The sequence below is a fragment of the Serratia sp. BNK-33-b genome (genome assembly GCF_048684565.1).
Classification (GTDB): Bacteria; Pseudomonadota; Gammaproteobacteria; order Enterobacterales; family Enterobacteriaceae; genus Serratia; species Serratia marcescens.
Genome location: NZ_JBLQTZ010000001.1, coordinates 1,548,532 through 1,571,707, shown reverse-complemented (window position 1 = coordinate 1,571,707; position 23,176 = coordinate 1,548,532). Strand labels below are relative to the sequence as shown.

General features: G+C 58.5%; 23 protein-coding genes and 1 pseudogene. 14 read left to right on the top strand and 10 right to left on the bottom strand.

The window, feature by feature from the left end:
- Positions 1 to 25 precede the first annotated feature (25 nt).
- Positions 26 to 286 carry an acyl carrier protein gene (locus ACMGGK_RS07460; RefSeq protein WP_004935539.1) on the top strand — a complete coding sequence of 87 codons (261 nt, stop codon included), beginning with the start codon at positions 26 to 28 and terminating at the stop codon, positions 284 to 286.
- Positions 273 to 1,445: a serine palmitoyltransferase gene (gene spt, locus ACMGGK_RS07455; protein WP_004935542.1), complete on the top strand. Its 1,173-nt coding sequence runs from the start codon at positions 273 to 275 to the stop codon at positions 1,443 to 1,445. The genes ACMGGK_RS07460 and spt overlap by 14 nt, the downstream gene beginning before the upstream one ends.
- 70 nt (positions 1,446 to 1,515) lie before the next feature.
- On the opposite strand, the gene ACMGGK_RS07450 is transcribed toward spt, so the two are convergent.
- Positions 1,516 to 2,247: an ATP-binding protein gene (locus tag ACMGGK_RS07450; protein WP_015378484.1), complete on the bottom strand. Its 732-nt coding sequence runs from the start codon at positions 2,245 to 2,247 to the stop codon at positions 1,516 to 1,518.
- 372 nt (positions 2,248 to 2,619) lie between these two features.
- On the opposite strand from ACMGGK_RS07450, the gene ACMGGK_RS07445 reads away from it, so the two are divergent.
- The 9 genes from ACMGGK_RS07445 to ACMGGK_RS07405 all read left to right on the top strand — a co-directional run bounded on the left by ACMGGK_RS07445 (position 2,620) and on the right by ACMGGK_RS07405 (position 11,202).
- Complete coding sequence (locus ACMGGK_RS07445; RefSeq protein ID WP_033632594.1) at positions 2,620 to 3,345, top strand: lipoprotein; 726 nt, start codon at positions 2,620 to 2,622, stop codon at positions 3,343 to 3,345.
- A 30-nt stretch (positions 3,346 to 3,375) separates the two neighbouring features.
- On the top strand, positions 3,376 to 4,170 hold the full coding sequence (locus ACMGGK_RS07440) for a hypothetical protein (RefSeq protein WP_048794863.1): 795 nt from the start codon (positions 3,376 to 3,378) through the stop codon (positions 4,168 to 4,170).
- 72 nt (positions 4,171 to 4,242) lie between these two features.
- Positions 4,243 to 5,580: a lipopolysaccharide biosynthesis protein gene (locus ACMGGK_RS07435; RefSeq protein ID WP_004935553.1), complete on the top strand. Its 1,338-nt coding sequence runs from the start codon at positions 4,243 to 4,245 to the stop codon at positions 5,578 to 5,580.
- On the top strand, positions 5,577 to 6,446 hold the full coding sequence (locus ACMGGK_RS07430) for a hypothetical protein (protein ID WP_016927024.1): 870 nt from the start codon (positions 5,577 to 5,579) through the stop codon (positions 6,444 to 6,446). Before ACMGGK_RS07435 ends, ACMGGK_RS07430 begins: the two co-directional genes overlap by 4 nt.
- A gap of 20 nt (positions 6,447 to 6,466) precedes the next feature.
- A complete protein-coding gene (locus tag ACMGGK_RS07425) occupies positions 6,467 to 7,033 on the top strand; it encodes a YtfJ family protein (protein ID WP_028127727.1) in 567 nt (188 codons plus the stop codon).
- A gap of 28 nt (positions 7,034 to 7,061) precedes the next feature.
- Positions 7,062 to 8,132, top strand: coding sequence for an LPS export ABC transporter permease LptF (gene lptF / locus ACMGGK_RS07420; RefSeq protein WP_016927022.1), 1,071 nt, complete (start codon positions 7,062 to 7,064; stop codon positions 8,130 to 8,132).
- Positions 8,129 to 9,208, top strand: a complete 1,080-nt coding sequence (lptG, locus tag ACMGGK_RS07415) for an LPS export ABC transporter permease LptG (protein ID WP_049298864.1) — start codon at positions 8,129 to 8,131, stop codon at positions 9,206 to 9,208. Before lptF ends, lptG begins: the two co-directional genes overlap by 4 nt.
- A 325-nt stretch (positions 9,209 to 9,533) precedes the next feature.
- On the top strand, positions 9,534 to 10,292 hold the full coding sequence (locus ACMGGK_RS07410; protein ID WP_420276802.1) for an ankyrin repeat domain-containing protein: 759 nt from the start codon (positions 9,534 to 9,536) through the stop codon (positions 10,290 to 10,292).
- A gap of 136 nt (positions 10,293 to 10,428) precedes the next feature.
- Positions 10,429 to 11,202, top strand: a complete 774-nt coding sequence (locus ACMGGK_RS07405) for an ankyrin repeat domain-containing protein (RefSeq protein ID WP_420276801.1) — start codon at positions 10,429 to 10,431, stop codon at positions 11,200 to 11,202.
- A gap of 108 nt (positions 11,203 to 11,310) precedes the next feature.
- On the opposite strand, the gene ACMGGK_RS07400 is transcribed toward ACMGGK_RS07405, so the two are convergent.
- Complete coding sequence (locus ACMGGK_RS07400; protein WP_420276800.1) at positions 11,311 to 12,618, bottom strand: serine hydrolase domain-containing protein; 1,308 nt, start codon at positions 12,616 to 12,618, stop codon at positions 11,311 to 11,313.
- A gap of 107 nt (positions 12,619 to 12,725) precedes the next feature.
- On the opposite strand from ACMGGK_RS07400, the gene ACMGGK_RS07395 reads away from it, so the two are divergent.
- Together ACMGGK_RS07395 and ACMGGK_RS07390 are read left to right on the top strand one after the other, a co-directional pair.
- Positions 12,726 to 13,637: a LysR family transcriptional regulator gene (locus ACMGGK_RS07395; protein ID WP_420276799.1), complete on the top strand. Its 912-nt coding sequence runs from the start codon at positions 12,726 to 12,728 to the stop codon at positions 13,635 to 13,637.
- Between the two features lie 221 nt (positions 13,638 to 13,858).
- A pseudogene (locus ACMGGK_RS07390) lies at positions 13,859 to 14,097 on the top strand (transposase); the annotation flags it as partial.
- A gap of 46 nt (positions 14,098 to 14,143) precedes the next feature.
- Here the strand turns inward: ACMGGK_RS07390 and ACMGGK_RS07385 are convergent.
- The gene (locus tag ACMGGK_RS07385) at positions 14,144 to 14,761 is read right to left on the bottom strand and encodes a hypothetical protein (RefSeq protein WP_420276798.1); all 618 of its coding nucleotides are present in this window, start codon (positions 14,759 to 14,761) and stop codon (positions 14,144 to 14,146) included.
- A 76-nt stretch (positions 14,762 to 14,837) separates the two neighbouring features.
- Positions 14,838 to 15,764: a hypothetical protein gene (locus ACMGGK_RS07380; RefSeq protein WP_420276797.1), complete on the bottom strand. Its 927-nt coding sequence runs from the start codon at positions 15,762 to 15,764 to the stop codon at positions 14,838 to 14,840.
- Positions 15,765 to 16,115: 351 nt separating this feature from the next.
- Between ACMGGK_RS07380 and ACMGGK_RS07375 the strand changes: the two genes are divergently transcribed.
- The gene (locus ACMGGK_RS07375) at positions 16,116 to 17,120 is read left to right on the top strand and encodes a LacI family DNA-binding transcriptional regulator (RefSeq protein WP_021505897.1); all 1,005 of its coding nucleotides are present in this window, start codon (positions 16,116 to 16,118) and stop codon (positions 17,118 to 17,120) included.
- A gap of 6 nt (positions 17,121 to 17,126) precedes the next feature.
- On the opposite strand, the gene araD is transcribed toward ACMGGK_RS07375, so the two are convergent.
- Genes araD through ACMGGK_RS07345 form a run of 6 tightly spaced genes read right to left on the bottom strand, consistent with a single transcriptional unit; the run spans position 17,127 to position 23,099 of the window.
- Positions 17,127 to 17,819, bottom strand: coding sequence for an L-ribulose-5-phosphate 4-epimerase (gene araD / locus ACMGGK_RS07370; protein WP_228009729.1), 693 nt, complete (start codon positions 17,817 to 17,819; stop codon positions 17,127 to 17,129).
- Positions 17,813 to 18,682 carry an L-ribulose-5-phosphate 3-epimerase gene (locus ACMGGK_RS07365; RefSeq protein WP_420276796.1) on the bottom strand — a complete coding sequence of 290 codons (870 nt, stop codon included), beginning with the start codon at positions 18,680 to 18,682 and terminating at the stop codon, positions 17,813 to 17,815. Before ACMGGK_RS07365 ends, araD begins: the two co-directional genes overlap by 7 nt.
- The gene (locus tag ACMGGK_RS07360) at positions 18,669 to 20,156 is read right to left on the bottom strand and encodes an FGGY-family carbohydrate kinase (RefSeq protein ID WP_197817567.1); all 1,488 of its coding nucleotides are present in this window, start codon (positions 20,154 to 20,156) and stop codon (positions 18,669 to 18,671) included. Before ACMGGK_RS07360 ends, ACMGGK_RS07365 begins: the two co-directional genes overlap by 14 nt.
- 8 nt (positions 20,157 to 20,164) lie before the next feature.
- Positions 20,165 to 21,154 carry an ABC transporter permease gene (locus ACMGGK_RS07355; protein ID WP_079452223.1) on the bottom strand — a complete coding sequence of 330 codons (990 nt, stop codon included), beginning with the start codon at positions 21,152 to 21,154 and terminating at the stop codon, positions 20,165 to 20,167.
- Positions 21,151 to 22,128 carry an ATP-binding cassette domain-containing protein gene (locus ACMGGK_RS07350; protein ID WP_420276795.1) on the bottom strand — a complete coding sequence of 326 codons (978 nt, stop codon included), beginning with the start codon at positions 22,126 to 22,128 and terminating at the stop codon, positions 21,151 to 21,153. Before ACMGGK_RS07350 ends, ACMGGK_RS07355 begins: the two co-directional genes overlap by 4 nt.
- Before the next feature lie 53 nt (positions 22,129 to 22,181).
- Positions 22,182 to 23,099 (bottom strand): ABC transporter substrate-binding protein, encoded by a 918-nt coding sequence (locus tag ACMGGK_RS07345; RefSeq protein WP_016927010.1) that lies wholly within the window; start codon positions 23,097 to 23,099, stop codon positions 22,182 to 22,184.
- Between the last annotated feature and the right edge of the window lie 77 nt (positions 23,100 to 23,176).

Here is a 23,176-nt window from a genome sequence, read left to right as displayed (position 1 = left end):
CAAGTAGAGGTGTGTCAACGTTCTTATGCTAAATCGCGATGCTGTAATGGATTATATCCTGACGTGTTTGCAAGGTATCGTCGAAGGCGGAGTGGAAATAAAACCTGATAGCGATCTCGTCAATGATCTTGGCCTGGAATCCATCAGAGTCTTGGATCTGCTGATGATGCTGGAAGATGAATTAGATATCTCCATTCCTATCAATATATTGCTTGATGTCAGAACGCCTGAGCAACTGCTTGACGCGCTGCGCCCTTATCTGGAGAAACACCATGGGACTGTATGATAAGTTTGCGCGGCTCGCCAATGACCGTGAACAATTTCAAACGTCCGGTCTGAATCCGTTCGGCACCTGTATCGACGAAGTGTATTCCGCCACCCAGGGGCGCATCGGCGATCAAAAGATTGTCCTCGCCGGCACCAATAATTACCTTGGCCTGACGTTCGATGCGCAGGCGATCGCCGCCGGCCAGGCGGCTCTGGCCGCGCTCGGCACCGGCACCACCGGCTCGCGCATGGCGAACGGCAGTTACGGATCGCACCTGACGCTGGAACGGGAGCTGGCGGAATTCTTCGATCGCCCGAGCGCCATCGTGTTCTCCACCGGCTATACCGCCAACCTGGGCGTCATCAGCACGCTGGCGGGGCCGGGTGCCGTAGTGCTGATCGACGCGGACAGCCACGCGAGCATTTACGACGCCTGCGCCCTCGGCGGCGCGGAAATTATTCGCTTCCGCCACAATGACGCCGCCGATCTGGAGCGCCGCATGGTGCGCCTGGGCGAACGCGCCCGCGAGGCGATCATTATCGTGGAAGGCATCTACAGCATGCTGGGCGACGTCGCCCCGCTGGTGGAAATCGTCGACATCAAACGGCGATTGGGCGGGTATCTGCTGGTCGACGAAGCGCACTCCTTCGGCGTAATGGGCGAGCACGGCCGCGGCCTGGCCGAAGCGCTGGGCGTCGAGCAAGACGTGGATATCATCCTGGGCACCTTCAGCAAAAGCCTGGCTTCGATCGGCGGCTTCGCCGTCGGCGGCAAGGGGATGGACGTGCTGCGCTACAGCAGCCGGCCGTATATCTTTACCGCTTCGCCGTCGCCGTCCAGCATCGCTTCGGTGCGCACGGCGCTGCAAAAAATCGCCCGCCATCCCGAGCTGCGGGAAAAACTGTGGAGCAATGCGCACCGCCTGTACCACGGCCTCGCCGAGCTGGGTTATACCCTGGGGCCGCGCATCAGCCCGGTGGTGCCGGTGATGATCGGTTCAAAGGAAGAAGGGTTGCGTTTCTGGCGCGAGCTGATCGCCCACGGCGTCTATGTGAACCTGGTGCTGCCACCGGCCGCGCCGGCGGGCGTGACCCTGCTGCGCTGCAGCGTCAATGCCGCGCACAGCGATGAAGAAATCGACACCATCGTGCGCGCCTTTGCGGCGCTGAAAAAATAAAGCCTTTCCTTCTCGGCCGCGGCGGCGGTGCCGAAAATGGCCACGCCGCCCTGCCGAACCGATGCGCACCTCAGTGCGCAGCCGTTGATACCCCATCAGCCGAATAGCGATACCCCTGCGCCGCCATAAATTCCGCGATGGCTTTTTCCGCCGCCGAAAGCACCTCCTCGATCGGCCGATCGGCATCGAGATCCACGATGTCGGCGCCTTCGAACGTCAATAGCGGCGTGACGGCGATCTTCTTCTCCAGCGCCGCTTTGCGGTGATCGGGTTTGCGCGCGCAGGCCACGTCCAGACTGACATTCAGCTTGAGCACCAGATCCGGTTTTTGCCCCGCCATCCATTGAAACGCCGCCCGTTCACGCGCCGCCAGCCAACGGACGAAACGGCTGCCTTCAACGTCGACGGGAAAAACCGTGCCGTCGTAAGCGCCAGGGATCTGCGCCTGCGGAAAACGGTCGGTCAACACGATGAACCCTTGCCGGCGATACGCCAGCATGCGGCGAAAACGCAGCAGCCGCCGCCCCACGAAAGCGATGATCACCGCCGACGGCAACAGGCCGATGCGGGATTTTTTCGTTTTGACTTTTTTGGTATTGCTCTCGATAGCCTTGCCCACCGAGCGCCCGAGCAGCGGCAATTTCGCCGCCGCGCGCCCGACGTTGCCCGCCTGTTTGCCCAGATGCACCTGCACCGCCGGGCCATAATGTTTCACATACTCGATCAGATGTTCACAAACGGTGGACTTACCCGATCCGTCGCTGCCGATAACCGCAATCAGCGGCGGAAATTTTGCACTCATAATAAGACTCTCTTTCAATACACCAGAAACGGCGTGCCATATTTGAAGCGAACGATCGCTTATCATTGCCGCGGTGGCTGCGTGAAAAAAAATTTGCCATACGCAGCGCCAAAAAGCACAAAAGATTAAGCGAAAATTGAAAACCTCTGCTCTTTTTTCGTCGTGAGCCATGCCGAGAATTAACATAAAAAGCGAAACCGGCCCACGCACGAACAATTAGCACAAAATAACAAGAACAAACGCCATGAATATCAATTCAAATAACGAAAAAGAATACCGATCTCATTATTTTATCGCAGCAAAGCACAATAAATATCTTGAACCCAAGGCGTATTGGAATACAATAGTTTTTTTCGCATTGGATCAATTATTGTGAGTCAGCAGATAAGACCTTCATCTGATCGCTCGCCCGTGCGCGTAATAGCGATAACCGGCTGTGACGGCTCGGGAAAATCCACATTAGCCGCCAGCCTGGTCAACGCGTTATCGGCACAAGAACCTGCCGAACTGCTGTATCTCGGCCAGTCTTCCGGGCGCATCGGCGAATGGATCAGTTCGCTGCCCATTATTGGCGCGCCCTTCGGGCGTTATTTGCTGAAGAAATCGGAACGCGTGCATGAGCGCCCTTCCACACCGCCGGATAATGCCACGGCGCTGGTGATATTTTTACTCTCCTATTGGCGCGTTTATAAATTCCGTCGCATGCTGAAGAAAAGCCGCAGCGGCGCATTACTGATCACCGATCGTTATCCGCAGGCCGAAGTGGCGGGGTTTCGTTTCGATGGCCCGCAGTTGGCGAAAACCGCTGGCGGCAATCGCTGGATCCGCTGGTTGAGAAAGCGCGAACAAAACCTGTACCAATGGATGGCGTCTTATCAGCCCTTATTATTAATTCGGCTGGATATTGACGAACAAACGGCCTATTCACGCAAACCCGATCACTCGCTGGCGGCGTTGCGTGAAAAGATCGCCGTCATCCCGCACCTGACGTTTAACGGCGCTAACATATTGGATTTAGACGGCCGCGAACCCGCCGACCGTATTTTCGACGCATCGCTGCGCGCCGTTAAAATATCGCTGAGGGCCGCCAATGCCTAGCCGACAAATAACCTTTTCGTACCGAAACAGATGAAAAAAAATAAACTCACCGCCGAACAGGATACCTCTCCCGTCTGCATCACCGGGCTGATTGCCGTGGTGGGCAGCGACGGCACGGGCAAGTCCACGCTGACCGCCGACCTGGTGAAAAACCTGCAGCAACATCGCCCCACGGAGCGGCGCTATTTGGGGCTGATCTCCGGCGAAGACGGCGACAAAATCAAAAAGTTGCCGTTCATCGGCGTGTGGCTGGAACGGCGCCTGGCGGCGAAATCCGACAAAACCCAGCGCATGAGCAACAGGCCGCCGGCGCTGTGGGCGGCGCTGATCATGTACGGTTTTTCGCTGTGGCGCGCATCCAACCTGCGCAAGGTGCGGCGGCTGGCGCAGAGCGGCGTTCTGGTGATCAGCGATCGCTACCCGCAGGCGGAAATCTCAGGCTTTTACTACGATGGGCCCGGCATCGGCGTGGAGCGCGCAAAAGGGTGGCTATTGAGCCGCCTGGCGGCGCGCGAACGCCGTTTATATCAACGCATGGCCGTCTATCGGCCGGCGCTGATCATTCGTCTTGATATCGACGTCGATACGGCCTTTTCCCGCAAGCCCGATCACAGTTACGAAGAGCTGAAAGACAAGATCGCCGCCATGGTGCGCCTGCAATACAACGGCTCGCGCATCATCGAACTGGACGCCAGAGCCCCTTACGACGAGGTGCTGAGCAATGCGCTCAACGCCATTTCCGCCGTGGTGAACCCCGCGAAGCGCCCGCAGAGCGATCTCGGGCAACCCGGCGAGAACGCCGGTAAAGAAACTCAGGTTTATTAAACGAATACAGGGCAAGCGCATGACTGCGGAACACAAAATGCAGCAAAACAACGATAACGGCTGGTTTGGGCTATGAAACGGTGGTTTTCCGACGGCGCGTTTCGTTCCATTTTACGTAATGCCGCCTACCTGGGCTCCGGCAGCGTCGCCAGCGCGCTGCTCGGCCTGCTGGCGCTCTCCTGCGCCGGTAAAGGCATGTCGCCTGAAATGTTCGGCGTGCTGGTGGTGATCCAGGCCTATACCAAAGCGGTCAGCGATTTCATCAAATTCCAGACCTGGCAGTTTGTGGTGCAATTCGGCACTCCGGCGCTGGAGCATCAAAATACCGGGCGCTTCCGCGACGTCGTCGCCTTCTCCTTCGGCCTGGATATCGCCAGCGGCGTCATCGCCGTGCTGGGCGGCATGATCATGCTGCCGTTCTTGTCTCACGCCCTGGGGCTGGACAGCGAAAGCTTCTGGCTCGCCATGCTGTACTGCACCCTGATCCCATCGATGACCTCGTCCACGCCGACCGGCGTGCTGCGCGCCTTCAACCGCTTCGATCTCATCGCCATCCAGCAGGCGATCAAGCCGTTTCTGCAGGCGGTGGGCAGCGTCATCTCCTATTATTTCGATCTGGGGTTCCCCGGCTTTATCGTCACCTGGTACGCCTCGAACCTGATCGGCGGCACGCTGTTTTGGTGGTTCACTGCGCGCGAACTGCGCCGCCGCGATATCCACGGCGCGCTGAGGCCGCGCCTGTTCAACGTCGCGCGCCGCATCGAGGGCGCCTGGAACTTCGTCTGGACCACCAACATCGCCCATACCATCTGGGCCGCGCGCAACTCCTGCACCACCGTGCTGGTGGGCGTGGTGCTCGGGCCGGCCGCCGCCGGGCTGTTCAAGATCGCCATGACCTTCTTCGATGCGACGGGCACCCCGGCCAAGCTGCTGGAGAAAAGCTTCTATCCCGAGATCATGCGCCTGGATCCGCGCACCAAGACCCCGTGGCTGCTCGGCCTGCGCTCCTCGCTGCTGGCCGGCGGCATCGGCCTGGCCGTCGCGGTGTTGATGTTGCTGGTGGGCAAGCCGCTTATTTCCGCGGTCTTCGGGCAGCAATACCTGGAAGCCTATGACCTGATTCAAATCATGCTGGGCGCGATCATCGTCTCCATGATGGGCTTCCCGCAGGAATCCTTACTGTTTATGGCGGGCAAGCAGCGCGCTTTCCTGATCGCGCAGGCGACGGCCTCGGCGGCCTACATTGCGCTGCTGGTGTCGATGGCGTATGCCTTCGGCGTGCAGGGCGCCGCCTTCGCTTATTTACTTGGGCAATGTTTAGACGTTCTGTTATCCCTGATACCGACGATCGGCGCCTACCGCAATCGCTTTATGTTGGGGCTGAATGTGCCCAAAGAGAGTAATCAATGACCGCTAGCAATAATTGGAAAAAGTTCTCCGCCGAAACCACCCAGGCGCTGTTTGTCGCGGTGGAAGAGGACGACCTGGTTGAGGCGAATATCAGCCTGCCGCAGCAGATCGATCTGGAATGCTCCCCCGAGAGCATTCGGGACAACTACGCGCTGTGCCTGCAGTTTTGGGAAGACGGCTTTTCCCGCCGCGAGCTGCTGCAATTGGTGAACGGTTTCCTGCAAGACCCGCAGTTGGCGGCGGCGACCCGCATGCGCTACAAATATATCCGCGCCCGCTATAAGCACCTGCGCTTCGCCCAGCAGCTGTACGGCGCCCCCCACCGCGCCAACCGCCTGTTCCACACCACCACCGTGGTGCTCGGCCATTTTCAGGACGCGTTTCGCAACGGCAACCAGAAGAACCTGACGCTGTACGGCAACCTGCTGCGGCTGCTGCTCAGCAAGCCGGTGTGGTCTTACGTGCGCTATGCGCTGCGCCACACCCGGCTGGAAAGCGCACAGGGCTTTATCACCTACCGTCAGGAGCAAATGCGCCAGCTGCAAACGCTGATCGCCGGCCCGGCGCTGACCGGGCATCAGTTCCATGACGTGCGCAAAATCGTCAGCCGCCAGGTCTCGTTCTACGACACGCTGAGATCGATCGATCCCGACAACCGCGAGGCCCGGCAGATCTCGCGCTTCCTGGCGGCGATTAACGGCCTGATGGGTGACCGGCATGACGTGATGGTGGCGGACAAGCTGGCCGGCGGCGATATCTATGATCGGCCGGCGATCCTGGATATCGACATCCGCCAGCGCCTGGAGCTGCTGCTGGCGCGCTTTCCCCTGTCGTTTTCCCAGCCGGCCATCGCGGCGGGCAGATAAGCGCATTGCCCGTAGCCATGATGACGTTACCTCGCTTGCTGGCCCTCGCCCTGCTGCTGACGCCGCTGGCGGCATCCGCGCATAACTTCGTGCATGGCCGGCCGGTGGCGCCGATCGCCATCGCCGATCGCGGCGAGCTGCTGCTGCGCAACGGCGATTTCAGCTACCGGCCGTGGAACAGCGCAAAACTGGCGGGCAAGGTGCGGGTGATCCAGTACATCGCCGGGCGCACCTCCGCCAAAAAGAAGAACTCGTTGCTGATCAACGCCGTTAAGGACGCGAACCTGCCGGGCGATCGCTTCCAGCCGACCACCATCGTCAACACCGACGATGCGATTCCGGGCTCCGGCTTCTTCGTGCGCGGCAAGATCGAGAAAAACAAGCGGCATTATCCCTGGGCGCAATTCATCGTCGACAGCGACGGGCTGGGGCGCATGGCCTGGCGGCTGCCGGAGGAAAGCTCCACCATCGTAGTGCTGGACAAGGCCGGGCGCGTGCAGTGGGCGAAGGACGGCGCACTCACCCCGCAGGAAGTTGACCAGGTGATCGCCCTGCTGCGCGCGCTGATCGCGCAGGAGACGCCATGAAGCGCACGCCGCCGGGAACTGATAACGCATGTCTTTGATTGAACGCTATATCACGGTTGAGATCCGCCGTCTGGTGATGATGATCGCCGGGTTTCTGATCTTCATGTTCGCCAGCTACTCCGCCCAGCGCTACCTGACCGACGCCGCCAACGGCACGCTGGCGCTGCGGGTGGTGGCCGACGTGGTTTTCTATAAATCGCTGATCGCGCTGGAGATGATATTGCCCGTCGCGCTGTATGTTTCGGTAGCGGTCGCGCTGAGCCAGATGTACAGCGATGCGGAGATCACCGCCATGCTGGCCGCCGGCGCCAGCCCGCTGCGGCTGTACAAGGCGGTGCTGCTGCTCGCCGTGCCGCTGGCGATCGCGGTCACGCTGCTGTCGCTGTATGGCAGGCCCTGGGCGTACGCCAATATTTATCAGCTGCAGCAACAGTCGCAATCGGTGCTGGACGTGAGCCACCTGCAGGCCGACAAATTCAACGTCAGCGGCAACGGCCGCATGATCCTCGCCAATCACGTCGACAAAACGGCCAACCACCTGACGGACGCCCTGATTTATGTGCGCGGCGGCCATCACACCAACCTGTACCGCGCGCAGTCGGTGGAAGTGCTCGACGCCTCTCCCGCCAGCCCCGCCGTGCGGCTGAAAACCGGCACCGCCTATGTGCTGGATCGCCAGGGCGCCGACGACAACGGCCAGAATTACGACAACTTTGACATCGCGCTCAAACCGTTCGTGCCCAGCGCCGAGAGCCGGCACAAGTCGGCCTCGCCGGCGGAACTGGCGCGCTCCGCCGATCCGGGCGACGCCGCCGAACTGCAATGGCGCGAGAGCCGTGGGCTGACCACCGTGCTGATGGTGCTGCTGGCGATCCCCTTTAGCCGCATCAAGCCGCGGCAGGGGCGCTACGCCGCGCTGCTGCCCCTGACGGTGCTGTTTACCGTGATTTTCTATGGCGGCAACATTTGCCGCACGCTGGTGGCCAACGGCTCTCTGCCGACGATCCCCGGCGTTTGGCTGGTGCCGCTGGCGATGGCTGTCGGCATCGCCCTGCTGCTGGCGCGCGACTTATCCCTGCTGCGGAAACCCTCCCGATGACTATTTTTAGCCGTTACCTGATCCGCAACGTGTTCATCGGCTTCGCCGCCGCGGCCGGGCTGCTCATCCCGCTGTTCACCACCTTTACGCTGATCAACGAGCTGGAGGACGTCACTCCGGGCGGCTACCGCTGGCAGCAGGCGCTGCTGGTGACCGTGATGACGCTGCCGCGCAGCCTGGTCGATCTGGGGCCGTTTATCGCGCTGCTCGGCGGCATCGTCGGGCTGGGGCAGCTGTCTAAAAGCCTGGAGCTGACGGCGATCCGTTCCGCCGGGATGTCGATATTCCGCATCGCGCTGGTGATGCTCGCCGCCGGGCTGCTGATGAACCTCTCGCTCGGCGCCCTCGATGAATGGGCCGCCTCGCCGCTGCAACAACGCGCGCTGCAGATGAAAAACAACGCTCTGGCGCAGTCGAACAGTAACGACGTCACCGTGAACCCGCTGTGGGCGCGGCGCGGCAACGAGTTTGTGACGGTAAAGACCGTCGATGAGAACGACCAGCCCCACGGCATTGAGATCTTCCGTTATCAGGCCAACCGCGCGCTGGAATCTTACATTTACGCCGACAGCGCCAGCACCGCCGCCGACGGCAACTGGCTGCTGCACAACGTGATGCAGAAAAGCTGGCAAGGCAGAAAGGAGACGATTGCGCGGCAAGACAGCCTGCTCTGGCGCTCGCTGTTCGCGGTGCCGAGCCTGAAAGAGCTGACCCTGCCGGCGGGCAGTTTCTCGCTCCAACAGCTGGATCGCTATATCGATTATCTGCAGGGCTCTGGGCAACCCAGCACCGAATACCGCCTGGCGCTGTGGAAAAAACTCGGCCAGCCTCTGCTGGTGCTGGCGATGATTTTGCTGGCCATCCCGTTTACCTTCACCGCCCCACGTGCGCCCGGCATGGGCAGCCGATTAGCGCTCGGCGTCATCATTGGGCTGCTGACCTACATCGCTTACCAAATCGTCCTCAATCTGGGGTTGCTGTTCGCCCTCAACGCGCCCTTCACCGCCCTCGCTCCGCCCCTGTTGCTCCTGGCGTTGGCGCTGGCGCTGGTTCATCGGTTTGATCGGCGGGGTTAAAAACCCGCAACAGCCTTTGGAAAACAAGAACTTTCCGGTTAACCTTTGGCCGGCTTTACAAATTGGCTTGAGCCGTTATCATCCCTTATCTGGTGTCCTATGCGCCGTTAGCTACCGCTGACTGCCGTTCGATAACATGCCCACTCAGGGCCCATCGAGTGCAAGGAGTGCGAGCGCCCGCCTGAACAGGCCGAGACGCAGCAAGCAAAGGAAGAGACACACTATGTTTTCCAGTTTGAAACTGCTGTATATCGCCGATGATATTATTTCACCTGATGATTGAAGATCAGAAAGACGAGGATGTCGCCACTATCAGGGGGAGAATATGAGCAAATTGATAATGGCAATGGCGTTACTGTTTACTGTTCTCATGATGCAAGGATGCAAAAAAAACATGGAATATGAACCACAGGATTTTTTTGAAGGCCGTCAACTGGACATCGCACAGCTGATTTATGATGGCGATGAAGTGAAACTGAAAGAGAAACTTCCCTCTGTCAGCAAGGAAGAACTGAATCGACCGGTTAAGGCAGACATGACCCTGCTGTTTTGGTCGGCGCTAAACTCAATCTATGATAAAAACACGCCAGAAAGGCTGAAAATAATAACCGACTTGGTAAAAGCTGGCGCAGACCCGTTGCAGCCCAGATCGGAGGGAGGAAGCAGCCCAGCGGAATTCGTCATGAAAGCCGACAAGGGGATTTGGGTCAAAGCCATGCTCGACGGCGGTTTACCGCCAAACGCAAAAGATAAGGTATTCAATGAGCCCATTGTATTCCAAACAATCAAAGCCAAGAACACAGAAACGTTAAAGGTGATGCTGGATTATGGCGCGGATATAAATATCAGAGACTCCTTGCAACAAACCTTATTAATGGATGCTTTTTTTAGCTCAGCCTTTGAGCACATGACCCTACTGCTCAATCGGGGTGCGAATCCTAACCCGGTAAATATAAACAATCTTTCGCTGTTAACAGCAGTGAATCGGCAAATAAAAGACAGCCAAGATGGCTCAGAATACAATGAACAGTGTAAGAAAATACTCGAGCTCATGCTTTTAAAAGGAGCAAAGGAAACGCAGTAATTTCACTAACTCGGATCTGACAGCTGCCGGTTATTTATACTGAATCTGTCAGGTTACATCTGGCTTTCGATAAACACGCTATAGACAAAAAAACTGATTGAAGAGACGAGGATGCCACCATTCTCAGGGGGAGAGTATGAGCAAATTGATAATGGCAATAGCGCTACTGTTTACTGTCCTCATGGTGCAAGGATGCAACAAAAACATGGAATATGAGCCACAGGATTTTTTTGAAGGCCGGCAGCTGGACATCGCACAGCTGATTTATGATGGCGATGAAGTGAAACTGAAAGAGAAGCTTCCCTCTATAAGCAAGGAAGAACTGAATCGACCAGTGAAAGCAGACATGACCCTGCTGTTTTGGTCGGTGCTAAACGCAATCTACGATAAAAATACGCCAAAAAGACTGAGGATTATTACTGAGTTGGTTAAAGCGGGTGCAGACCCGTTGCAGCCCAGACCGGAAGGGGGAAGCAGCCCGGCGGAGTTTGTCATGAAAGCCGACAAGGGAATTTGGATCAAGGCCATGCTCGACGGCGGTTTGCCGCCAAACGCAAAAGATAAGGTATTCAATCAACCCATTATATTCGAAGCTTTAGAAGCGAAAAACCCTGAAACGTTAAAGGTGATGCTGGATTATGGTGCGGATATAAATACAATGGATTCATTGGGGAATACCATATTAATAAGCTCTCTGGATTCTCGTTCGTTTGATCATACTATACTTCTGTTGGAGAGAGGTGCAGATAATAAAATCAAGGGTAAGTTTGGTTGGACTATGGGCAATCAGCTTCAGCGCTTTATAGATAGAGGGGTAGGCGATGCCGAGGATAAAGAGAAAATTAACAAGATAAAAGAGTTATTAATTAAAAACGGTGGAGACTGGCCTCCACTACCTATAGAGAATTGATACTCCCCTCCCCTACGGCATGAATAGGTCGACGTCGAAAACATGTAATATGCCGCTCAGGGGCGAAATGGCAACCGCCCCTGCCCGCTCTGTCGATAGTTGCCGGGGTTAACGCAATTCCTTCGCTATCGCGCTAAACATCAGCGACGCCTCCAGCGGTTGCGCGCTGAAAGAAGGCTCCGCCTGCGGCCAGGTGGACCATTGGACGATCACCAGATTCTCCGCCTGATTGACCATGATCATCTGGCCGAAGATCCCCAGCGCCCACAGGGAATGCTTGAGGGAGGTCTGCGGAGCAGGCTCAACGTTAGTCGCATTGGCCGGCACTTCGTTGTTCCACCACTGGTAGCCGTAAATGCCGTTGGGATGCGCCGCCGATACCGAGCCCGCCGCCCGCGTCCAGTTAGCCGACTGGGCTACCCAATCAGCCGGCAAGATCTGTTTGCCGTTCGGCAGCGTCCCGTTATGCAGAATGAACTCACCGAAACGCCCCCAGTCTTCCAGCGTGGCGTTAAAGCCGTGCGCACCCACGTCGTGCTGGCCTTTGGCGTAGGCATGCCACACGCCGTCGCTCGCCATGCCGTAGGGCTGCCAGATGCTTTGCTCAAGATAGGCCGCCAGCGGCATGCCGGTGGCGCGTTCCAGCACGTCGCCCAGCAGCCACGCGCCGCCGGAGGAGTAAGACCAGTTCTGCCCGGCCGGATGCGCACGCTGCAAACCGGCCACCAGCTTGCGCACGCAGGCATAGGCGCCGGGCCTGGCCTCACACTCGGTCAGCTGCGCGAAGTCCGATTTCGGGTTGGTGTAATCCTCATTCCACGCCACGCCGGAGGTGTGGGTGATCAGCTGCCTGAGGGTCACGCCGTCCCACGCGATGCCTTTCAGATCGGGTTCGTATTGCGTGATGAGATCGTCGAGCGAGCGGATTTTGCCCTGTTTAATCGCCACGCCCACCAGCGTGGCGACCACGGATTTGCCCACCGAGCGCGACGTCCACAGGGTGGCGTCGGTATTGCCCTGCCCCAGATATTTCCAGGCGATTTTGCCGTCTTTCAATACCAGCATGCCGCTGACGTTCTGGCGCTGCAGGTAGTCCTGCAGGCTGTAGGTTTTGCCATTCACCCGATAGCTGGCGTCCGTTAGCGGTTTAGCGGAGGCCACCAACGGCGCGGCGTCGCCGTGGTGAAACACATCCCCGGCATAGTTGCGGTAGTCGTTACGAAAACCGATCACCCGGTCGCTCTGGCTCCAGGTGAGCATCTTGTGCGTGTCCGGCAATTGCGCATCAAAAGGCGCGGGACAGGCGCTGAGTTCGGTGCCCGCACAGGCGGCCAGCGCAGCGGGTGCCAGCAGGCCGCTGCAGAGACTGATGACAACGCCCGCCAGCAGGCTGCGGTTAAACACTTTGCTTTTCATATTTTTTCTCGCTTAGCTCAGGAAGGCGTTCAGCTTAAAAAAACGCGACCTATAATAAAAAACGCCTGATGGGGGAAAATCCCCCGCAAAATCGACGGGGGAACTGCGTGCCGAGCCTGATTTATTCCTTTGCCCAATTGGAAGCCTTCACCGCCGTGGCCGAGCACGGCAGCCTGGCGAAAGCCGCGCTCAAGCTCGGCAAAGACCGCACGACGCTGCGCGATTTGATTGATTTTCTCGAGGATGGCTTGGGCTATGCGCTGTTCCTGCGCGAGGGACGCAGCCTGCACCTGACGCCGGAAGGCGAACAGCTGCAGCGCCAGGCACACCTGCTGATGCGCCAGGTGAAAGCCTTTGAGGCATTTGCCAAAGACGTGCCGAAGAGCGCAGCGCAGGAAATCTCGCTGGTTTACGATCCCTTCACGCCCCGTGCATTGCTGCAAGCGCTGATTGCCGCCATGGCCCAGCGCAATACGCGCCTGAGCCTGATTAACGCCTCGCGCGACGAAGCGGAAAGCCTGCTGGCAAGCGGCCAGGCCGATCTGGGCATCTGCCAGGCGCGCCACCGCAGCGTGGGCGACGCCATGGAGTGGCGCGCCTTAGGGGCGATAGAGATGGATTTTTACGCCGCTAAAATGCTTTTCCCCGGCGCGGAACAGCCGCTTTCGCTGCTGGAGCTCTCGCTCACGCCGCAGGTGATCATGCACCCGGACTCTGACGAACCGGTGGCGCGCCGCCTGCAAATTTCCGGGCACACTATCTTCACCAACGAGCTGGAAATGCTGCGCGCCCTGCTCGAACAGGGCTGCGGCTGGGGATTCTTGCCGACGCACATGCATGCGGAACGGTGGAAAAACGTCAACACGCTGCGCACCGAAGTGGGCAGCCAGGGTATCAGCCAAACCATGGTGACTATCTGGAAACCGGGCAATGACCGACGGGCGCTGATTGATGAGACGCTGGCGCTGTTGCCGGGGTTGTGGCGGGGAGTTGGGGGTGAAAAGTCGCGGCTAGATTAGCGGTGTTGTTGCCGGTAGTCGAGCGTGGGGAGCATCGCCTGCGTTATTGGTCCGTTCGCTCTTAAGCGGGGATTTCTGTTTTCCTCAATGAGCCCCACAACGCTTCCGTTCCACAGCTACTGGTGCTGGTTTATTGCTTTGAACGGTAGCATTAAGGGGCAGCTTTGAGCGAACAACGGACCTTTGATTAAAGTGTTTCATCTCAGTTTAGTCAGCGTGGATATCGACCCGATATTCGCAGGGCCGTCTACACCACAAATGCTATCGAATCGCTGAATAGTGTTCTTCGTACAGCTATCAAAAGCACAAAGTGCTCCCAATAGACGACTCAGTACGGAAGGTTATTTATCTGGCGATAAAGGATGCATCGAAAAAATGGTGTATGCCGATCCAGAACTGGCGGCTGGCGATGAGCCGTTTTATTATCGAGTTCGGTGGCCGCCTGAGCGGTCACCTTTAATACGCTGGCAGTTACACAAAATTACTCACAAGCTCGAATTTGTTAATTATTTTCTATGTTTTGGTAACATTAATGGATAATCTACCCGCCAGTTGTAAGCTGGGAATTTATCCATATACCACTCGATTGCGACTCTGGCGAAAATCCGGAATTCATCATCATTCCAAAGATCAATTATTATATCTCTACTAAGTCGTCTAATTTGTTTAGAACCCTGATATACCCAACCTAAATAAGAGTCTAATTTAGGTTGATTTTTTCCTTTATAATGACCGTGAGGAATTGAAGGGTGAAAGTCTACGTCATACTGATGAAAGACCCAATCATTTAAGCCTTTTCTCTTCGATAAAAAGTGAATATCCCCTTTTTCATCTCTGCTTATACCTGGCTGAATGTCGACTTTATAAGCAGGCTCATCTGTAGTGGATACGGATGGAGTGCAATCATGATCGTCATTTTCGGGGGACCAAAAGTCTTCGTCGCTCCATTCTTCCACCAAAAGAATTCGATTAGCCCTCTCATAAATTGGATCGGTTGATTCACACATGTTTTTTAGTGCCAGCATTCTATCCTTGTAATGATCCCAACTGAGTCTTTCTCCGTGAAAGTATATTTGTGACAATTTGAAGTATAATACTGATGCTTCTCTATCTAGATAGTTCATTAATTACCACCATATTTTGTTAAATGTTTCAATAAAAACCGCCATGCTCATACGGTAAGCACTTTACCGTTTTCTATTACCAGTAGCCATCTCTAATTATCTCATCGTATCGTTCAATCAGTGTTAACTGCTTCTTGTTATCTTTGTATGTATCCAACCATCTATCAACAGCCTCATCAAAAATAAAAAGGAAATCAGTAAAATTTAAGTAAGCAATATTGTCATGTACTTGAGTTGGATGGCCCTTCTTGCAAATAGCGATACTAAGGCGGCGTATTTTACCTTGCATCACTTTATGTGAATTCAGATTTGTCATGTGTAGCATAGAACTTCTAAGACCATAAAGTTCATCTGAAGTAACCTCAAGGCTATTCAGTGCTGAGTAAGTATCAAGCCAATTTTGAAACCCCCGCTGTACGTTACCGAATTCAATGTATGCTATAGTATCAATAAAAGACATTAAAAGTTTAAAGCTTGCCAAGTAATGCTTATTATTAAAGAGTAATTTAATAGGCTTCATTTGGTCATCATTTAAAAGTTGCTTCACATGAAACTCATCATCTTTTATATACTGGTCAAGATAGTCCGGGAGGCTTTTAACACCTTCAATATGTTGATGGGGCATGTGTTTATGTCTTAACTTCTCGCTAACTGAAAGTTGGATATCATATTGTATCTTCCCATCAATTACAGGAGTCACAATTACCAAGGGGTTTTGTGAAGCATTATGATTGGCTAAAGCTATTTCGAAAGGTGTAAGAGAGTTATTTACTCTCATATTTGAATTATACCTTGTTAGAGAAAGTTTTCCATCTGAATCCAATACTGATGGATGAATGGGGTGGAAAGAACGGCAAGAAGCCAAATCAATTTCTAAGTTTTTTAACAGGAATTCAAGTTTGTAATCATCATCATTATCTAATTGATGTGGCACGATGCCTGCGTGAGTAATATGAACACCATCTTGTGAAAATATAAATATATTGTAAACAGTCTCTTTCATAGTCTATCAATCCAATGTTTTTGATATTTAGATAAAAACTCTTAGTTTAAAGTCACAATGGTCAGCCCCATTCAAAAACATATCATACAGCTAGAACGTCCGCTCCTGGCACAAAGCCGCCATTAACACCTAATCTCGACCATGCGATACACCTTACCAAACTCCCCGCCAACAAAATATAGCGACATAAAATGATTAAATTCACAATTAATAAACCAACAACATTATTACATCTATTTTTATTCCATTATTTTCTCTCCCCCACTCCAGCCCCCCCAACTCCCCCCTAGCACCGCCCCCGCCCTTTCCCTACAATAAGGGATCTGTTGAGGCATAACGCAAGGAAAGACGGTGTCGAAAGCCAATCCCAACGCCACTATCGTGGATATCGCCCGCCGCGCCAGGGTGACCAATATCACCGTTTCCCGCGCCTTCAATAAGCCCGAGCTGGTCAAGCCGGAAACCCGCGAGCGCATTCACGCCATCGCCAAAGAGCTGAATTATGTGCCCAACGCGTTCGCGCAGGGGCTGAAAAGCAGCAGCAGCCAGATTATCGGCATCGTCACCAGCAGCATGTACAACCCGTTCTATTCCGGCCTGATCAAGACCGTGTCGCGCATTGCGCGTCAGCAGGGCTATCAGATCATGCTGTTCGACACCGACGGCAGCGAAGAGGCGGAAATGCGCGCCATTCAGGCGCTGTTCGGCTACAAGGCGCGCGGCATCCTGCTGTCGGCGGTGCGCGACGACAAGCGCTACCGCCCCGCCTATCTCGAGCTGGCCGAGGTGTACGGCGTGCCGCTGATCCTGATCGACCGCGATCTCTACGATCAGCAGCTGAGCGGCGTGTTTCTCGATAATCGCGAGATCGGCGTGCTGGCCGGGCGCTATCTGGCGGAGCAGCCGGAGCAGAAGCTTTTGATTATCGGCGGCCCGGCGGATTCGGAAATTACCTTAACGCGCACCGCCGGCATCGTCGCGGCCTTGCAGGGCAGCGGGCGTGAGATTCATATCATCAACGGCGACTACGATTTCACCTCGCAAGAGAGCGAGGTGCGCGCCTATCTGGCGCAGCCGGAGAACCGCCCGGATTACATCATCGGCCTGAACGGCATCATCACGCTGGGCGCCATCGCCATCTGCCACGAAATGGGGCTCTATCAGCAGGTGAAGTTCTTCTCGATAGACGAACCGCCGCGCGCCGGCGCTTACGGCCTGCACATTCCGGGGGTGTATCACGATACGCAGAAACTGGGGGAGATCGCCGCGGAGCTGCTGTTCAGCGCCATTCACAGCCCGCGCGGCGAGTTGCCGGTGCGCAGAGAATTCTTCACCGGCTCGCTGTTGAATCGCTGACGGACGCTATTGCCCGTAGTAGGCGTGTTTACCGTGCTTGCGCAGGAAATGTTTGTCCAGCAGCTCCGGCTGCATCGGGGCGATGGCCGGCGCCAGCTGGCGGGTCGCCATCGCCATGATCGCCACCTCCTCCAGCACCACCGCGTTGTGCACCGCATCCGCCGCGTCCTTGCCCCAGGCGAACGGGCCGTGGGAATAGACCAGCACTCCCGGCACCTGCTGCGGATCGCGCCCCGCCTGATTGAAGGTCTCGATAATCACCTTACCGGTTTCCCCCTCGTAATCGCCGGCGATCTCCGCCTCGCTCATCGGCCGGGTGCAGGGAATGTCGCCGTAAAAGTAGTCGGCGTGGGTGGTGCCCAGCGCCGGGATCGGCTGCCCGGCCTGCGCCCAGATGGTGGCGTTGCGGCTGTGGGTGTGCACCACGCCGCCGATATCGGCGAAGGCGCGGTACAGCGCCAGGTGGGTGGCGGTGTCGGATGAGGGTTTGCGGTGCCCTTCGCGCACCTTGCCCTCCAGATCCACCACCACCAGATCCTCCAGCGTCATCACCTCGTAGGTGATGCCCGAAGGCTTGATCACCACCAGCCCGCTTTGGCGGTCGATCGCCGAGACGTTGCCCCAGGTAAAGGTCACCAGCCCGTATGCCGGCAGGCTGAGGTTGGCCGCCAGCACCTGCCGCTTGAGTTCGTTCAGCATGCGATGCCTCCCTCATTCATCTGTTGTTCGATCCAGGCCTTGGCCTGGGCGATGCGTTGCTTATCCTGCCCGTCTTCACGCGCCCACATCTCCAGCAGGTAGGGGCCGCGATAGCCGAGCGCATTGAGCACGGAAAAGGCGTGGGCGAAATCCACGCAGCCTTCGCCGAACGGCACGTCGCGGAACTGCCCGGCGCTGCCCGGCCCCACCGCCACGGTGTCTTTGAGGTGCACAGCGGTGATGCTGCCGATGCCCAGCGCCAGCTCGGCGGCGACGTCGTTGCCCCAGGCGCTGAGGTTGCCGAGATCGGGATACACCGTGAACCACGGGCTGTTGACGTGGCGCGCGATGTCGCGCCATTTGCTGATGCTGTTGATGAATGGCGTGTCCATCACCTCCACCGACAGCATCACCTGCGCCCTGGCGGCCTGCGTAGCTGCCCACTGCATGCCCTCGATAAAGCGTTCGCGGCTGTGGCGATCGGCGGGTTCGTAATAGACGTCGTAGCCCGCCAGCTGGATGTTGCGGATGCCGAGATCCGTCGCCAGTTCCAGCGCCTTGCTCATCAGCCCCCGCGCCCGTTCGCGGGTGGCGGCCTCGGCGCTGCCGAACGGATCGCGCCGGTGCGCCGACAGGCACAGGCTCGGCACCGTCACCCCGCTGTCGAGCCGCGCCTGGATAAACGCCAGCCGCTGGCGGCGATCCCAATCCAGCCGCTGCTGGCGCGCCGGCTGTTCGTCGATCGACATCTCCACAAATTCAAAGCCCAGCTCGGCGGCGGTGGTCAGCCGCTGCGGCCAGCTCAGATCGGCGGGCAGCGCCTTTTCATACAGCCCCAGACAGGCGGCGTTAGTCGTTTGCATCAGTCACCTCACTCAAAGCCTGAGCGACCGCCAGATAGCGCGCCTGCTGGGCGCGCAGGCGCCGATGGGCGGCGGTCGCGGGATAATAACAGCGCAGTTTGGGCGGCGCGGCGGCGATCGCCTCGGCGAACCCGGCGTACTCCCCGGCGCCGACGGCGGCGCACAGGGCGGCGGCGCGGCAACCGCTCTGGCGCGTTTCCACCACCTCAAGCGGCAGGTTGCCGGCGTCGGCGTACATCTGCATCCACACCTCGGACTGCGTCGGCCCGCCGGTCATGCGCACCCGTTCGATGCGCGGGTTCAGCTGCACCATGCGCTCCTGATGGATCAGGTGCGAAAACACGATGCCCTGGTAGATCGCCTGCACCACGTCCGCCATCTCGTGGTGAGCGCTCAGGCCGATCAGCCCGCCCGGCGTGTTGCCGCCGAGGTTGGAGCCGTACAGATAAGGCAGGAACAGCAGCCCGCTCGGCTGCTCGCGGCGCTCGGCCACCCAGGCGTTGAACTGGGCGTAGCGCTGCCGGTCGTCGGCGCAGAACTGGCGCAGAAACCAGGCCAAATTGCCGGCCGAGGTCGGGCTGCCTTCGTGCACGAAATAGCGGCCGTCGATGCAGTAGCGCCCCCAGGCGTAGGGATAATCGGCGGGAATGATGCGCTCGGTTACGCAGGTGGCGATCGACCAGGTGCCCGCCACCGCGCTGAGCGTGCGATCGTCGGCCACGCCGGAGCTGAGCGCCGCGCCCACCACGTCGAACAGGCCGCCGTATACCGCGGTGCCCGTTCGCAGGCCGCACTGCGCCGCCGCAGCGGCCGTCACCCGCCCGGCCAGCTGCGCCGAGCCGATCACCGGCGCGGTCTTCTCCTGCGCCTCTTCGATGCCGAAGGCCGCCATCAGCGCCGGATCGTAAGCGCCGCTGTGCTGGTTAAACAGGTTGCTGCCGGAGATGTTGGTCACCTCGGCCGCCGCCTCGCCGGTGAGGCGAAAGCGCAGGTAGTCGTGCGCCATCAGGATGCGATCGACGGCGGCGTACTGCGCCGGCTGCCGCTGCTTCAGCCAGCGCAGCAGCAGCGCCGGGTGGCTGGGCCACAGCGGCTGCAGGCTGCGCGGGTAGGTCTGCGCGTCCACGCCGGCGCGGCGCAGCTCAGCCGCCGTGGCCGCCGCGCGGTTGTCCGAAGAGAGGATGCCGTTGCCGACTGGTTTGCCGTGGCGGTCGATGGCGTACAGCCCTTTGCCGTGCGCCGAGAAGCTGACGCCGCGCACCTGCCCGGCCGCCAGCCCCGCCGCGTGCAGCGTCTGGCGGATCGCCGCGCAAACGTCATCCCACAGCGCGTCCATATTGCGTTCGCTGAAGCCCGGCTGGGCGGCAATCGCCGCGCCATCGCGCTCGGCGATCGCCAGCTCTTCGCCGCTTGACCGGTACAGCCCGGCCTTGATCACCGTGCCGCCGACGTCTATGCCAAGAAAGACTGACATCGCGCCTCCTATTTGCGCCGCACGGAGCTGAGGTAGATGGCGGCCAGGATGATGCCGCCCTTCACCACATTCTGGATATACGGCGATACGTTCATCAGATTGAGGCCGTTGTTGAGCACCCCGAGCATCATCGCCCCCACCAGCGTGCCGACGATGGCGCCGCGCCCGCCGGAGATCGCCGCCCCGCCCAGCACTACGGCGGCGATGGCGTCCAGCTCGAAGCCTTCGCCGGCGTTGGGCTGCCCGCTCATCAGGCGCGAGGTCAGCACCAGCCCGGCCAGCGCGGCGGTCAGGCCGCTGATCACGTACACCAGCATCTTGTAACGCGGCACACGGATGCCGCTCAGGCGCGCCGCCTCTTCGTTGCCGCCCATCGCGTAGACGTAGCGGCCGAACGGCAGCTGATTGAGCATCAGCCAGGCCAGCACGTACACGCCGAGCATGATCAGGATCGGCACCTGAATGCCCAGCAGCGTGCCGCGGCCGAAGAAGGAGAATACGTCGGGCAGGCCGGAGATCGGGTAGCCGCCGGTATAGAGCAGCGCCAGGCCGCGGGCGATGCCCATCGACGCCAGGGTGACAATGATCGGCGGCATGCGCAGGTAGGCGATGCAGGCGCCGTTGGCCAGGCCGAACAGCGCGCCGAGCGCCAGCGCCGCCACCATCGCCAGCGGGATGGGCACCGCCGCCAGCATCAGCCCGGCGGCGACCGAGCCGGCCAGCGCCATCACCGGCCCCACCGAGAGATCGATGCCGCCGGTCAGGATGGCGCAGGTCATGCCCACCGCGATAATGGCGTTGATCGACACCTGGCGCGCCACGTTGGTCAGGTTGTTAACGCTGAGGAAGCTGTCGTTCAACAGGCTCATCAGCACGAACAGGATCACAAAGCCGATAAACGGCAAGACCGCCGGGTGATGCAGCAGTTTTTCCCAGCGCTTGCCGAGGCTGGGGCCGGCGGCGCGGCGCGCCACGGCGGGTTGTTCAATTCCGATCATAAGGCACTCCCGGTCGCGTGAAGCATGATGTGGTTGGATTCGATGTCGTCGCCGGTCAGCTCGGCGACGATGTGGCCGCCGCGAAACACCAGCACGCGGTCGCACACGCCGATGATCTCCGGCAGTTCGGAGGAAATCATGATGATGGAGATGCCCTGCTGGGTCAGTTGCTGCATCAGCTGGTAGATCTCGGCCTTGGCGCCCACGTCGATGCCGCGCGTCGGCTCGTCGAAGATCAGGATGTTGCAGTCGTTGTTGAGCCAGCGGGCGATCACCACTTTCTGCTGGTTGCCGCCGCTCAGGGTGCTGACGGCGGTCTCGGCGTCCGGGGTTTTCACGCCCACGGCGCGGATCAGCCGCTGCACCACGTCGCGATCCTTGCGGGCGCTGACGAAGATCTTGCCGCGCCGGTGGTGTCGGTTGAGGGTGATGTTCTGCGCCACCGAAAACGGCAGCACCAGACCCTCGGTTTTGCGGCTCTCCGGCAGCAGGCCGATGCCCTGCGCCAGCGCCTTGGCGATCTCAACGAACTGCTGCTGCGCCACGCTCAACTGCTCCACCGGGCAATCGAGATCGATAGCCACCGTCAGCCGCTTGAAGATCGCCTCGGCCTTGCGCCGCATCGCCCGCCGATCCAGCAGGCCCCAGCGGTTCCTGATCTCCCGGTTGAGGAAGATGTTGTCGATGGCGCTCATATAGGGAATCAACGAGAATTCCTGAAAAATAATGCCGACCCCGGCCTCGATCGCCTGGCGATAGTTGTTAAAGCGGCGCTGCTCGCCGTCGATAAAAATATCGCCCTCGTCCGGCTGATAGATGCCGCACATGATTTTCACCAGCGTCGATTTGCCGGCGCCGTTTTCGCCCAGCAGGGCGTGCACCTCGCCGCGTTGAATGGCCAGATCGATGCCGTCCAGCGCCTTTACGCCAGGAAAGCTTTTCTTGATTCGCTTCAGTTCCAGTAAAGGTGTCACCGCATTGCCCTCCGCGCCGAACGCCCCGCCGCAGCGGGGCGAACCGGCCGCTGTTACCAGCTAAAGCCGGCCGCATTGCTGCGGTCGATCAGCTTCACTTTGACCGGCACGGTTTTCGGCACCGTTGCGCCCCAGTAGCGGGCCAGCGCAATGCCGAGCGCAATGCGCAGCTGGTCGCGCGGGAACTGCGCCGAAGTGGCGATAAACGGCGAGTTCGGCTTGAGGATCTCTTTGATGGCTTCCGGCTGGCCATCGACGCTCACCAGCTTGACCTTGGCGCCGTTGCTTTCGATCGCCGCCAGGGCGCCGAGCGCGCCGACGTCGTTGACGCTGAAGATGCCCGCCAGATCCGGCGCCGACTGCAGCATGTTTTCGGTCACGGTCAGCGCGGTGTCGCGCTCCTGCTTACCGTTTTGCTTGGTGACGATCTTGATGTCGGGGTATTTTTTCATCGCCGCTTCAAAGCCGCGCACGCGCTCCAGGATCGGCACCACCGGGATACCGTCGAGGATCGCCACCTTGCCTTTGCCGCCCAGCGCTTTCGCCAGGTACTCGCCCGCCTGGAAGCCGGCGTCGTAATTTTCCGAGCCGACGAATGAATCCAGCGGCCCTTCCGCCTGGGCGTCGATCGCCACCACCACCGCGCCGGCCTTATGGGCGGAGATCACCGCCGACTGCACCCCCACCGAATCGGTCGGGTTGATCAGCAGGATATCCACCTTCTTCTGCAGCATGTCTTCCACGTCGCCGATCTGTTTGGCAACGTCATGGCGCGCATCGGCCACGTACACCTTGGCGCCGATATCCGCCGCCGCCTGATCCAACGCCTGCTTCATGGTGACGAAGTAGTCGTTGTTCATTTCCTGGAACGACATACCGATCGTGATTTGCTTGGCCAGCGCCACCTGGCTGGCCGCCAACATTCCACCGGCGACGATAAAAGGCAGGGTCTTTTTGAATAATGAAAACATAGCCAATTCTCCTGTAGGGAAGCTTCTTGTTGTGGTTATCAGAGCAACAGCATGTCTTTACGTTTGGCCGACCGGCC